The sequence below is a fragment of the Campylobacter sp. CH186 genome (genome assembly GCF_004378925.1).
Taxonomy (GTDB): domain Bacteria; phylum Campylobacterota; class Campylobacteria; order Campylobacterales; family Campylobacteraceae; genus Campylobacter_D; species Campylobacter_D jejuni.
The window spans coordinates 69,437-81,168 of record NZ_RYYB01000007.1; the positions used below are offsets into that span (position 1 = coordinate 69,437).

Annotated in this window: 16 protein-coding genes; all 16 read left to right on the forward strand. The window is 31.4% G+C overall.

Going from position 1 to position 11,732, the window contains the following annotated elements; all coding sequences use genetic code 11:
* The 16 genes from atpG to ybeY all read left to right on the forward strand — a co-directional run bounded on the left by atpG (position 1) and on the right by ybeY (position 11,659).
* Complete coding sequence (atpG, locus tag ELQ09_RS07040) at positions 1–885, forward strand: ATP synthase F1 subunit gamma (protein WP_002860587.1); 885 nt, start codon at positions 1–3, stop codon at positions 883–885.
* 24 nt (positions 886–909) lie between these two features.
* Complete coding sequence (gene atpD, locus ELQ09_RS07045) at positions 910–2,307, forward strand: F0F1 ATP synthase subunit beta (protein ID WP_070316465.1); 1,398 nt, start codon at positions 910–912, stop codon at positions 2,305–2,307.
* 3 nt (positions 2,308–2,310) lie between these two features.
* Positions 2,311–2,700, forward strand: a complete 390-nt coding sequence (gene atpC / locus ELQ09_RS07050) for an ATP synthase F1 subunit epsilon (protein WP_002851752.1) — start codon at positions 2,311–2,313, stop codon at positions 2,698–2,700.
* Positions 2,700–3,254, forward strand: a complete 555-nt coding sequence (locus ELQ09_RS07055; RefSeq protein ID WP_134263858.1) for a MotA/TolQ/ExbB proton channel family protein — start codon at positions 2,700–2,702, stop codon at positions 3,252–3,254. Before atpC ends, ELQ09_RS07055 begins: the two co-directional genes overlap by 1 nt.
* Before the next feature lie 11 nt (positions 3,255–3,265).
* Entirely contained in the window at positions 3,266–3,655 is a 390-nt protein-coding gene (locus tag ELQ09_RS07060; RefSeq protein ID WP_002866730.1) for an ExbD/TolR family protein, read from the forward strand.
* Between the two features lie 2 nt (positions 3,656–3,657).
* Positions 3,658–4,437, forward strand: coding sequence for a TonB C-terminal domain-containing protein (locus ELQ09_RS07065; RefSeq protein WP_088303771.1), 780 nt, complete (start codon positions 3,658–3,660; stop codon positions 4,435–4,437).
* Positions 4,438–4,446: 9 nt separating this feature from the next.
* Positions 4,447–5,655 carry a Tol-Pal system protein TolB gene (gene tolB, locus ELQ09_RS07070; RefSeq protein WP_002860943.1) on the forward strand — a complete coding sequence of 403 codons (1,209 nt, stop codon included), beginning with the start codon at positions 4,447–4,449 and terminating at the stop codon, positions 5,653–5,655.
* A gap of 76 nt (positions 5,656–5,731) precedes the next feature.
* Positions 5,732–6,229 carry a peptidoglycan-associated lipoprotein Pal gene (gene pal / locus ELQ09_RS07075; protein WP_002851617.1) on the forward strand — a complete coding sequence of 166 codons (498 nt, stop codon included), beginning with the start codon at positions 5,732–5,734 and terminating at the stop codon, positions 6,227–6,229.
* Positions 6,230–6,232: 3 nt separating this feature from the next.
* On the forward strand, positions 6,233–7,180 hold the full coding sequence (locus tag ELQ09_RS07080; RefSeq protein WP_088303772.1) for a tetratricopeptide repeat protein: 948 nt from the start codon (positions 6,233–6,235) through the stop codon (positions 7,178–7,180).
* Positions 7,181–7,193: 13 nt separating this feature from the next.
* The gene (locus ELQ09_RS07085; protein WP_002922852.1) at positions 7,194–7,760 is read left to right on the forward strand and encodes a peptidylprolyl isomerase; all 567 of its coding nucleotides are present in this window, start codon (positions 7,194–7,196) and stop codon (positions 7,758–7,760) included.
* Between the two features lie 47 nt (positions 7,761–7,807).
* Complete coding sequence (locus ELQ09_RS07090; RefSeq protein WP_024088246.1) at positions 7,808–8,680, forward strand: ACP S-malonyltransferase; 873 nt, start codon at positions 7,808–7,810, stop codon at positions 8,678–8,680.
* Positions 8,677–9,366 carry an aminodeoxyfutalosine nucleosidase gene (gene pfs / locus ELQ09_RS07095; protein WP_079862112.1) on the forward strand — a complete coding sequence of 230 codons (690 nt, stop codon included), beginning with the start codon at positions 8,677–8,679 and terminating at the stop codon, positions 9,364–9,366. Before ELQ09_RS07090 ends, pfs begins: the two co-directional genes overlap by 4 nt.
* A complete protein-coding gene (locus tag ELQ09_RS07100; protein ID WP_134224908.1) occupies positions 9,363–10,118 on the forward strand; it encodes an ATP-binding protein in 756 nt (251 codons plus the stop codon). The genes pfs and ELQ09_RS07100 overlap by 4 nt, the downstream gene beginning before the upstream one ends.
* A 4-nt stretch (positions 10,119–10,122) precedes the next feature.
* On the forward strand, positions 10,123–10,644 hold the full coding sequence (locus ELQ09_RS07105; protein ID WP_002785057.1) for a cysteine hydrolase family protein: 522 nt from the start codon (positions 10,123–10,125) through the stop codon (positions 10,642–10,644).
* Positions 10,644–11,258: a recombination protein RecO gene (recO, locus tag ELQ09_RS07110; RefSeq protein WP_002881418.1), complete on the forward strand. Its 615-nt coding sequence runs from the start codon at positions 10,644–10,646 to the stop codon at positions 11,256–11,258. Before ELQ09_RS07105 ends, recO begins: the two co-directional genes overlap by 1 nt.
* On the forward strand, positions 11,255–11,659 hold the full coding sequence (gene ybeY / locus ELQ09_RS07115) for an rRNA maturation RNase YbeY (RefSeq protein WP_070316470.1): 405 nt from the start codon (positions 11,255–11,257) through the stop codon (positions 11,657–11,659). The genes recO and ybeY overlap by 4 nt, the downstream gene beginning before the upstream one ends.
* The last annotated feature ends 73 nt before the right edge of the window (positions 11,660–11,732 follow it).

Here is an 11,732-nt window from a genome sequence, read left to right on the forward strand (position 1 = left end):
ATGTCTAATTTAAAAGAAATTAAAAGAAAAATTAAAAGTGTTCATAACACTCAAAAGACTACAAATGCTATGAAGCTAGTTTCTACTGCTAAGTTAAAAAAAGCAGAAGAAGCAGCTAAAAGATCAAAAATTTATGCACAAAAAATCGATGAAATTTTGAGTGAAATTTCATTTCAGATCAATAAAATTGTTCACAATGAAGATGATGTGCGTTTATCTTTGTTTCATAAAAAAGAACAAATTAAAACCGTAGATTTAATATTTATTACTGCAGATAAAGGCTTATGCGGTGGTTTTAATATTAAGACTTTAAAAACAGTAAGTGAAATGCTAAAAGAATATGAAGCAAAAAATATTAATATTCGTCTTAGAGCTATAGGTAAAACTGGGATTGAATATTTTAATTTTCAAAAAATAGAATTGTTAGAGAAATATTTCCATCTTAGTTCTAGTCCTGATTATGAGAAAGCATGTGAAGTAATTCATGCTGCTGTAGATGATTTTTTAAATGGAAATACAGATGAAGTGATTTTAGTTCATAATGGTTATAAAAATATGATTACCCAAGAACTTAAAATTAATCATCTTATTCCAGTTGAACCAAAGAGTATTGAACAGACTCATAATTCTCTTTTAGAGCTTGAACCAGAAGGAACTGAGCTTTTAGAAGATTTAATGAAAACATATTTCGAGTATAATATGTATTATGCATTAATCGATTCTTTGGCGGCAGAGCATAGTGCAAGAATGCAAGCTATGGATAATGCAACTAATAACGCAAAGGCAAGAGTGAAACAACTGAATTTAGCTTATAACAAAGCAAGACAAGAATCTATTACCACTGAGCTTATAGAAATTATCAGTGGTGTTGAATCAATGAAATAGTAAATTTTAAGGAGAAGATAAATAATGCAAGGATTTATTTCACAGGTATTAGGTCCGGTTGTTGATGTAGATTTTAACGACTATTTACCTCAAATTAATGAAGCAATTGTTGTAAATTTTGAAAGCGAAGGAAAAAAACATAAACTTGTTTTAGAAGTAGCAGCTCATTTAGGAGATAATAGAGTTAGAACTATTGCTATGGATATGACAGATGGTTTGGTAAGGGGCTTAAAAGCTAAGGCTTTAGGTGCTCCTATTAGTGTTCCTGTTGGCGAGAAAGTTTTAGGAAGAATTTTCAATGTTACTGGAGATTTGATCGATGAAGGTGAAGAAATTTCTTTTGATAAAAAATGGGCAATTCATAGAGATCCACCAGCTTTTGAAGATCAAAGCACAAAAAGTGAGATTTTTGAAACAGGGATTAAAGTTGTGGATTTACTTGCTCCTTATGCAAAAGGTGGTAAAGTAGGTCTTTTTGGTGGTGCAGGTGTTGGTAAAACTGTTATTATTATGGAGCTTATTCACAATGTTGCATTTAAGCATAGCGGCTATTCTGTATTTGCAGGTGTGGGTGAGAGAACTCGTGAAGGAAATGACCTTTATAATGAAATGAAAGAAAGCAATGTTTTAGACAAAGTTGCTCTATGTTATGGACAAATGAATGAACCACCAGGGGCAAGAAATCGTATTGCTTTAACAGGCTTAACAATGGCTGAGTATTTTAGAGATGAAATGGGTCTTGATGTGCTTATGTTTATTGATAATATCTTTAGATTTTCACAATCAGGTTCTGAAATGTCAGCACTTTTAGGAAGAATTCCATCAGCTGTGGGTTATCAACCAACCTTAGCAAGTGAAATGGGTAAATTCCAAGAAAGAATTACTTCAACTAAAAAAGGCTCAATCACTTCAGTTCAAGCTGTTTACGTTCCAGCCGATGACTTAACCGACCCAGCTCCAGCAACTGTTTTTGCTCACTTAGATGCTACAACGGTTTTAAATAGAGCTATTGCTGAAAAGGGTATTTATCCTGCAGTTGACCCACTTGACTCAACTTCAAGAATGCTTGACCCAAATATCATTGGAGAAGAACATTATAAAGTTGCTCGTGGTGTTCAATCAGTGCTTCAAAAATACAAAGATTTACAAGATATCATCGCCATTTTAGGTATGGATGAGCTTAGCGAAGAGGATAAACTTGTAGTTGAAAGAGCAAGAAAGATTGAAAAATTCTTATCACAACCATTTTTCGTTGCAGAAGTTTTCACAGGTAGCCCAGGAAAATATATAAGCCTTGAAGATACAATAGCAGGATTTAAGGGAATTTTAGAAGGTAAATATGATCATTTACCAGAAAATGCTTTCTATATGGTTGGAAATATAGATGAAGCTATTGCAAAAGCGGATAAATTAAAAGGTTAATTTATGAACGATTTGATTAATTTCGAGATAGTTACGCCTTTGGGTGTAATCTATCAAGGAGAAGTAAAATCTGTTACTTTACCGGGTAGTGAAGGAGAATTTGGCGTGCTTAAAGGACATGCTGCTTTGGTTTCTTCTTTAAAATCTGGAGTAATTGATATTGAAAAAGCTGATTTAAATCATGAATTAATTGCTATTGATGCTGGACATGCAAAAGTAGATGAAGATAAGATTTGCGTGTTAGCAAAGGGTGCGGTTTGGGTTTGTGGAAGTGATGAAAGTGAGATTGAAAAAAATCTTGCTCAAGCAAAAGATTTGATTAAATCTATGAGTTCTGATAATGCAGCTTTAGCAGCAACTTTTTCAAAACTTGATAATGCAAGGATGCATTAATGAATTTTGAAGCTATATTTCATTTTTTCAATGGTTCAGGTATTATTACTTATATAGTTTTATTATGGCTTTCTTTATATTTTATTTTAGCATTTAGTATTTTGTTTGCTAGATTGACTTATTTGGCTACATGGAGAAATAAGGAAAAAGAAAGTTTAGAAACTTTGCTCTTGGGTGAGAAGGATTTAAGTCGTACTGATTCGATTTTAAGAAAATGCAATGATACAACTTCAAATCATTTAGAAATCTATAAAAATTTAGCAAGTCGCCGCGCTTCTGCTGGACTTACTTGGCTTAGTATTATTGCTTCAACTTCACCTTTTATAGGTCTTTTTGGGACGGTTATTTCTATACTTGAAACTTTTGGTGGGCTTGGAACTCAAAATTCTTTAAGTATCATAGCTCCTAAAATCAGCGAGGCTTTAGTTGCTACAGGTTGTGGTATTTTAGTAGCAATTCCTGCTTATACATTTCATCTCATCATTAAAAGAAAAGCTTTTGAACTTTTAAGCATTATTGATAGCGAGATTAAAGTTATAAGTTCGAGTAAATAAGGTTAAAAATGATGCCATTTGATGATGAAAAACCTGAACTTAATATCACACCTTTAGTAGATATTATGCTTGTATTGCTTGCGATTTTAATGGTAACAGCTCCAAGCATTACTTATGAAGAAAAAATTAATCTTCCACAAGGTAGTCAAAAAAATACTAGCGCTCCAACTGTTAAGAGTTTAATTATTAGTATTAATGCAAAAAAAGAAATTTTTTTAAATCAAGAAAAATACGATTTTATAAGTTTTGCTGACAATCTTGCTCAAAGAAAAGCACAATTTAATACCGAAGATCCGGTTTTTATACGCGCTGATAAAAGCTTAAAATATGACGATGTTATTTCAGTCTTAAGAAGTGTAAAAAATTTAGGATTTAATAAAGTTGCTTTACAGACTGAATAATCATGAAAAATTATGGTTTGAGTAATTTAAATTCGTTTTTACTTGCTTTAGCAATATATATTAGTATAGTAATTCTTGTTTTTTTTAGACTTGTAAGCGAGGTTGAATCTGCTATACAATATACTGATATAAAAGATAGTTTTGTAGATATTGAACTTGCTGAACCATCAAAACAAGTTATTACTCAAAGCAACACTCCTAAAGAAATACAAAAACCAACAGAGCAAATTGATATAGAAAAGCTTTTTGCTCAGACTACAAATAAAACAGTTAAAACAGAAGATATTGACCAAAAGGCAAGTAATTTTAATGAGCTTTTTGGAAATATCAAAGAAATACAAGAAGAAAAGACTACAAAAATTCAATCAAGTGCTAAATCAGGAGCTTCTAGTACCCCAAAACCTCAAGCTTCCGAACTTGTAAAACAACTTAATGATAGTTTACTTCAAGAAGAAAGTTCAACGCAAGGCGAAAGCACAAAGGCGCAAAAGATTGGAATTTATGATGAATTTTTAGGGAAAGTTGTGCGTATTATCACTCAAAGATGGACTCAGTATTATCCAAATAGTGAAAAAATTTCTGTTAAGGTAAAAATTTTTATTGATGAAAATGGAAAATTTGGCTATACTTCAGTTGAAAAAAGTGGGAATCCTTTATATGATGCTAAAGTGGCTGAATTTTTAGAAAGTCAAAAAAGTAAATTTATTACTTATCCTCCGCAAAATAAAAATATAAGCATTACCATGAATTTAAGAGATGAAGCAAAAGTTAAAAATGATTAGGAGAAAAAAATGAAAAAAATTGTAGCAATTTTTTTAGTCTTTTTAGGAAGTCTTTGGGCAGAAGATCCAGTGATTGATGTTGTTAATTCTGGTGTAGTTTTACCAAAGATTATCGTTAAAGATAATTCAAATTTAAGTGATGAGAATTTAAAGAAAAGCTTTTATAATATCATTGTGAACGATTTGAAAGTAAGTTCAAACTTTGAAGTTGTTGCTAATGCAACTGAAACAAGTAATTATACTTTTGAATACGCTTTAAATAAAAATGGTAACACTTTGAGTTTAAATGTAAAAATAAAAGCTGGCGGTTCTGATAAGTCAGAGCAAACTTATACTTTAAATGGTTTAGAGCAATATCCATTTTTGGCACATAAAAGTGTCAAAGCTTCTGTAAATGCGTTAGGACTTGCACCTGTTGATTGGATGGATCATAAAATTTTGATCGCGAGAAATTCCAGCTCTAAAAAAAGTCAAATTATTATGGCTGATTATACTTTAACTTATCAAAAAGTTATTGTTGATGGTGGGCTTAATTTATTTCCAAAATGGGGAAATAAAGAACAAACTCTATTTTATTATACAGCTTATGATCATGATAAGCCAACTTTATACCGTTATGATTTAAATACCAATAAAGCTAGTAAAATTTTATCAAGCGGCGGTATGGTTGTAGCAAGTGATGTGAGTGTAGATGGAAGTAAACTACTTGTTACCATGGCTCCAAAAGATCAGCCTGATGTTTATTTATATGACTTAAATACCAAAAATCTAACACAATTAACTAATTATTCTGGTATTGATGTTAATGGAAATTTTATTGGCTCAGATGATAGTAAAGTGGTATTTGTAAGCGATCGTTTGGGATATCCTAATATTTTTATGCAAGATTTAAATAGTAATAGTGCTGAACAAGTTGTTTTTCATGGTAGAAACAATTCGGCTGTTTCGACTTATAAAGATTTTTTGGTTTATTCAAGTCGTGAACCAAATCAAGCAGGTGTTTTTAATATTTATTTGATGTCAATTAATAGTGATTATATTCGTCAACTTACAGCAAATGGAAAAAATTTATTTCCAAGATTTTCTAGTGATGGTGGAAGTATAGTATTTATCAAATATTTAGGTGCGCAAAGTGCTTTGGGTGTTATTCGTGTAAATGCAAATAAGACTTTTTATTTTCCTCTTAGGGTTGGAAAAATTCAATCAATTGATTGGTAAAAATTTCAATTTTAGGTTAAAATTAATTAAAAATTAGATATAATAGTAAGAATTTATTAACTTTGAAAGGTCGTAAATGAAAAAAATTCTTTTTACTTCAATTGCAGCTCTTGCAGTTGTTATTAGTGGTTGTAGCACAAAAAGCACTAGTGTAAGCGGTGATAGTAGTGTTGATTCAAATCGTGGTTCAGGTGGAAGTGATGGTTGGGATATTGATTCAAAAATTTCTCAACTTAATGATACTTTAAATAAAGTATATTTTGATTTTGATAAATTCAATATTCGTCCTGATATGCAAAATGTTGTAAGCACAAATGCTAATATCTTTAACACTGAAGTAAGCGGTGTAAGTATTACTGTTGAAGGAAACTGCGATGAGTGGGGAACCGATGAATATAACCAAGCTCTAGGTTTAAAAAGAGCAAAAGCTGTAAAAGAAGCTTTAATCGCTAAAGGTGTAAATGCTGATAGAATTGCTGTTAAAAGCTATGGAGAAACAAATCCTGTGTGCACTGAAAAAACTAAAGCTTGCGATGCGCAAAACAGACGTGCTGAATTTAAATTATCAAGATAATTAATGAAAAAAATATTCACAGTAGCTCTTCTTGGAGCTACTTTACTTTATGCAGAAAGCTCAGCTTTTGGTGCAGGAGATATAACAAGCAATTCTTCTTATGGTTTAACTTCAAATGAAAAATTATTTAAAGAAAAGTTAGATAATTTAAATAATGAAAATATACAAACAAATGCTAGAATTAATGAAATTAACGAAAGAATCGAGGGTTTACAAAGCACTTTAGAAGGTATAAATTCTCAATATGCTAAATCAAATTCTAGATTAAGTCAAGTTGAAGAGAATAATCAAAATATTGAAAATAATTTTACTAGTGAAATTCAAAAATTAAAGGCTTATGTTGAAGAAAGTAGAAAAATTCAAGAAGCTAATAATAAGCAAGTAAAAAAAGTTTTAGCCGAACTTAGTTCTTTAGTAGATGCCATTAATGCAAATTATGTTTCTAAAAACGAATTAAATGATGCAAATTTAAGCGTTAAAACTATTACACCTAGTGTTGTTGTTTCAACTACAGATTCAAATAGTACGATTGAAGACAATAATACTCAAAATACCCAAGATGATAAAGCAAAACAAATTGATGAATCTTGGAAAAAGAAAAAAAATAATGAAATTTTAGAATTAGCGATAAAAGATGTTGATAAAAATGCTTTTGAAGATTCCAAAGCAAAATTAAATTTTCTCATAACAAAGCAGTATAAACCTGCAAGAGCAAATTTTTGGTTAGGGGAGATCGAGTATAAACAAAAAAATTATAACAATGCTATTGTTTATTATAAAAAAAGTTCTTCTTTGAGTACAAAAGGGGATTATTTCCCAAAACTTTTATATCATACTGCCATTTCATTGGATAAAACAGGTGATACAAAAACAGCAAATGGTTTTTATAAAGCTTTAAAAACTAATTATCCAAATTCACCCGAAGCAAAAGCTTCACCTAATAGAAAATAATTAAGGAGATAAAATGGCTATAGAAAAAAATAGTGTAGTTTCAATGTTTTATGAGTTAAAAGATGCAAATACAAATGAAGTTTTAGAATCAAATTTATATTCTCAACCTATTTCTTTTATTTTAGGCAAAGGTCAGATTTTAGAAAGCTTAGAAGAAGAAGTGATGAAGCTTGATTGTCCTAGCAATGCTGATGTGGTAATTAAAAAAGAAAAAGGTTTAGGCGAATACGATGAAAATGCCGTTCAAACTTTACCAAAAGAGCAATTTGCAGGTATTGATTTAAAAGTAGGTATGGAGCTTTTTGGCGAAGGTGAAAATGGCGAAACCGTTCGTGTAACTGTAAAAGAGATTGGCGAAAATGATGTGACAATTGATTATAATCATCCTTATGCGGGTCGTGATTTGCTTTTTTCTTTAAATATCGTAGATGCTAGAGCTGCAAGTGAAGATGAAATTCTTACAGGTATTATCGCAGGAAGTCATAGTTGTGGTTGTGGAAGCGGACATGGGCACGATCATCATCACGGACACGGTGGCGGCGGTTGCTGTGGCGGTGGCGGCGGTTGCGGTTGTCATTAATGAATGCTGCGTTTATATTTCCAGGTCAAGGCTCACAAAGTCTTGGCATGGGAAAAGATTTTTATGAAAACTCTATAAAAGCCAAAGAACTCCTTCAAAACGCAAGTGATTTTTGTAAGATTGATTTTAAACATTTGCTTTTTGAAGAAAACGAAAAACTCAATCAAAGTGAATTTACCCAACCCGCCATCGTTTTAAATTCCTTAATGGCTTATAGTGTTTTACTTGAAAAAAAACCTGATTTAAGTTCGAAATTTGCTTTAGGACATTCTTTAGGAGAATTTTCAGCCTTAGCTGTTAATGGTGCTTTTGATTTTTTAGAGGCTCTTTCTTTGGTTAATAAAAGAGGGCTTTTTATGCAAGAAGATTGTGCAAAAGTTGAAGCAGGTATGATGGTGGTTTTAGGGCTTGATGATGAAAAGGTTGAAGAGCTTTGCCAAAAAGCACAAAAAGAAAACAAGCAAATTTTTGCTGCAAATTATAACTGTGATGGACAAATCGTTGTAGCAGGTTTAAAACCTGATTTAGCAAGTTATGAAAGTGTATTTAAAGAAGCAGGAGCTAAAAGAGCTATGCTTTTAAATATGAGCGTGGCAAGTCATTGTCCTCTTTTGGAAAATGCTTCAGCTAAGCTTTGTGTGGAGCTTGAAAAGGTGTTAAAACCAAATTTTAAAGCCGTGCTTTCTAATGCAAATGCTAAAATTTATACATGTAAAGAAGAAGCCCTTGAACTTTTAAAAGCACAACTTATCTCACCTGTGCTTTATAAACAAAGCATTAAGGCATGTGAAAATGAAGTAGATTATTTCATAGAATTTGGTGCAAGCGTGCTTAAGGGTTTGAATAAAAAAATTACTTCAAAAGAAACTTATGCTTTAACAAATATGAATGATATTGATGAATTTTTAAAGGTTATATGATGAAAATAGCAATTTTAGGAGCCATGAGTGAAGAAATCACTCCTTTGCTTGAAACACTTAAAGATTATATAAAAATAGAACACGCTAATAATACTTATTATTTTGCAAAGTATAAAAATCATGAACTTGTTTTAGCGTATTCTAAAATCGGCAAGGTAAATTCTACTCTTAGTGCTAGTGTGATGATAGAAAAATTTGGCGCACAAGTTTTGCTTTTTACAGGAGTTGCAGGTGCTTTTAATCCTGAACTTGAAATTGGTGATTTGCTTTATGCAACAAAATTAGCCCAATACGATCTTGATATTACCGCTTTTGGGCATCCTTTGGGTTTTGTTCCAGGTAATGAAATTTTTATCAAAACCGATGAGAAATTAAACAATCTTGCTTTAGAAGTTGCTAAGGAATTAAATATCAAACTTCGTGCAGGCATTATTGCAACGGGTGATGAGTTTATTTGCGATGAAGCAAAAAAAGCAAAAATTAGAGAAATTTTCAATGCGGATGCTTGTGAAATGGAAGGCGCAAGTGTGGCTTTGGTTTGTGATGCTTTAAAGGTGCCTTGTTTTATCTTAAGAGCTATGAGTGATAAAGCGGGGGAAAAGGCTGAATTTGATTTTGATGAGTTTGTGATCAATTCAGCTAAAATTTCGGCCAATTTTGTGCTTAAAATGTGCGAGAAATTATGATAAATCTTAGCAAAAAACTTATACGCCAAGTTGCACAAGCTAATGCTAAATTTGGACTTATTAAAGATGGAGATAGGGTTCTTTTAGGGCTTAGCGGCGGGAAAGATTCTTTGGCTTTAGCCCATCTTTTAAATCGTATGCAAGCTCACGCTCCTTTTAAATTTGAACTTGAAGCGGTAACTTTGAGTTATGGCATGGGCGAGGATTATTCTCATCTTCATACACATTGTGAAGAACACGGCATTAAACATAGCGTGCTTGATTCAAATATTTATGAAGTTTCAGGCGATACCATAAGAGAAAATTCAAGTTTTTGTAGTTATTTTTCGAGAATGCGTCGTGGAGCTTTATATACTTACGCTCTTGAAAAAGGTTTTAACAAGCTTGCTATAGCTCATCATTTAGATGATGCAGCAGAAAGCTTTTTTATGAATTTTATTCATAATGGAGCTTTAAGAACCTTAGCGCCTATTTATCAAAGCAAACGCGGTGTAACTGTGATACGCCCTTTGATTTTTGTGCGAGAAAGACAGCTTAGGGATAATGCTACGCAAAATGAACTTAGCGTGATAGGAAATGAATTTTGTCCTGGTATGAAACTCAGTGAAAAAAATGTAAAATTTCCACACGCTAGAGAAGAAGCTAAACAGCTTTTAGCAAATTTAGAAAAAGATCATCCTAAGCTTTTTACAAGTTTAAAAACCGCTTTTGCCAATTTACACACGGAGAGTTTTTGGCTTCAAAAGGCATAAAAGCATGAAAAAAGCTTTTGTTTTAGTGGATTATCAAAATGATTTTATTGATGGAAGTTTAGGTTTTGATAAGGCTTTAAAAATCAAAGAAAATATTCTTAAAGCCTTAAATCAAATCGATTTTAATAACACGCATTTGCTTTTAACCTATGATACACATGATGAGCATTATCTACAAAGTAAAGAAGGTTTAAATTTACCTGTAAAACATTGCATTAAAGAGAGTTTGGGTTGGCAAATGCCAAAGGAATTTGAACCTTTTTTACAAAAAGCTCATAAAATTTTTTATAAAAATACTTTTGGTAGCTTAGAATTAGCTAATTTCATACAAAAAAGCGATTATGAAGAACTTCATTTTGCAGGGCTTGTTTCTCATATTTGTGTGTTTTGTAATATCATTTTAGCTTTTGGTGCTAAGCCTAATGCAAGGATAATTTTACACCAAAATTTAAGTGCAAGTTTTGATGAAAATTTAGAAAAATCCGCTTTTGATATACTTAGAGCTTATGGTATTGAAATTGTTTAATGCAAGGCTTTATACTTCATACTCAAAAAGTTAAAGATGAGGATTTGATCGTTTATATTTTAAGTCCTAAAATGCTTATTAAGGCTTATCGTTTTTATGGACTTAGACATTCTAGTATTTTAAGCGGCTATAAAATCGACTTTGCTTTAGAAGAAAATCCTAGTTTTTTACCAAGACTTAAAGATGTATTGCATTTGGGATTTTTATGGATTATGCAAAGGGATAAAATGCTTATTTGGCAAGAATTTATCCGTCTTTTATATAGGCATTTAAAAGATGTGGAAGAGCTTGATAGTTTTTATTTTGATTTACTTGATGAGTGTGTGAAAAGGTTTGAAAAACAAAATCCAAAGCGTGTTATTGTTGATGCTTATTTAAAAATTTTGGAATTTGAAGGAAGATTGCATAAGGATTTTTTTTGTTTTGCCTGTGATGAGAAAATTCAAAATTCCATTACATTGCTAAGGGCTTTTTTACCTTCGCATTCTCAATGTGCTTTAGGATTTGAGTTTGAAGAGAAAAAACTAAAACAATTTTATAGTAGTAAAAATTGTGCGATTTTTGATGATGAAGAAATACAAAATTTATATCATTTGATTAAGGAAGGTTTATGATATTAAGTGATCAAAAATGTGATTTTTTAGAATCTATAGCAAGTTTTTTAAGTCCTAAAGATGTGGAGCTTGTCTTTGTGGATAGTAAAGAAATGCAAGAAATTAACTTAGAGCAAAGAAAACAAGATAAAACCACTGATGTGCTTTCTTTTCCGCTTGAAAATATCGATGAGAGTTTGCCTTTGGGTTCTGTTGTGATCAATGTGGATTTGGCAAAAGAAAAGGCTAAAGAGTTAGGGCATAGCTATGAAGAAGAAATAAGCTTGCTTTTTATCCACGCTATGCTTCATTTACTAGGTTTTGATCATGAAAATGATAATGGAGAAATGAGAGAAAAAGAGAAAGAACTTATAGAGCATTTTAATTTGCCTAAAAGTTTGATTGTAAGGACTTTGGGATAACTCCACCCCAAAACGGAACAGATTTTGCTTATATTATTTTAATATATTTAGGTTGAAGGCAAAAAAATCTAAA

Bases quoted from the DNA above. Each gene is read 5' to 3' on its own strand.
- atpG (WP_002860587.1), top strand. From the start codon at position 1: ATGTCTAATTTAAAAGAAATTAAAAGAAAAATTAAAAGTGTTCATAAC.
- atpD (WP_070316465.1), top strand. From the start codon at position 910: ATGCAAGGATTTATTTCACAGGTATTAGGTCCGGTTGTTGATGTAGAT.
- atpC (WP_002851752.1), top strand. From the start codon at position 2,311: ATGAACGATTTGATTAATTTCGAGATAGTTACGCCTTTGGGTGTAATC.
- ELQ09_RS07055 (WP_134263858.1), top strand. From the start codon at position 2,700: ATGAATTTTGAAGCTATATTTCATTTTTTCAATGGTTCAGGTATTATT.
- ELQ09_RS07060 (WP_002866730.1), top strand. From the start codon at position 3,266: ATGCCATTTGATGATGAAAAACCTGAACTTAATATCACACCTTTAGTA.
- ELQ09_RS07065 (WP_088303771.1), top strand. From the start codon at position 3,658: ATGAAAAATTATGGTTTGAGTAATTTAAATTCGTTTTTACTTGCTTTA.
- tolB (WP_002860943.1), top strand. From the start codon at position 4,447: ATGAAAAAAATTGTAGCAATTTTTTTAGTCTTTTTAGGAAGTCTTTGG.
- pal (WP_002851617.1), top strand. From the start codon at position 5,732: ATGAAAAAAATTCTTTTTACTTCAATTGCAGCTCTTGCAGTTGTTATT.
- ELQ09_RS07080 (WP_088303772.1), top strand. From the start codon at position 6,233: ATGAAAAAAATATTCACAGTAGCTCTTCTTGGAGCTACTTTACTTTAT.
- ELQ09_RS07085 (WP_002922852.1), top strand. From the start codon at position 7,194: ATGGCTATAGAAAAAAATAGTGTAGTTTCAATGTTTTATGAGTTAAAA.
- ELQ09_RS07090 (WP_024088246.1), top strand. From the start codon at position 7,808: ATGGGAAAAGATTTTTATGAAAACTCTATAAAAGCCAAAGAACTCCTT.
- pfs (WP_079862112.1), top strand. From the start codon at position 8,677: ATGATGAAAATAGCAATTTTAGGAGCCATGAGTGAAGAAATCACTCCT.
- ELQ09_RS07100 (WP_134224908.1), top strand. From the start codon at position 9,363: ATGATAAATCTTAGCAAAAAACTTATACGCCAAGTTGCACAAGCTAAT.
- ELQ09_RS07105 (WP_002785057.1), top strand. From the start codon at position 10,123: ATGAAAAAAGCTTTTGTTTTAGTGGATTATCAAAATGATTTTATTGAT.
- recO (WP_002881418.1), top strand. From the start codon at position 10,644: ATGCAAGGCTTTATACTTCATACTCAAAAAGTTAAAGATGAGGATTTG.
- ybeY (WP_070316470.1), top strand. From the start codon at position 11,255: ATGATATTAAGTGATCAAAAATGTGATTTTTTAGAATCTATAGCAAGT.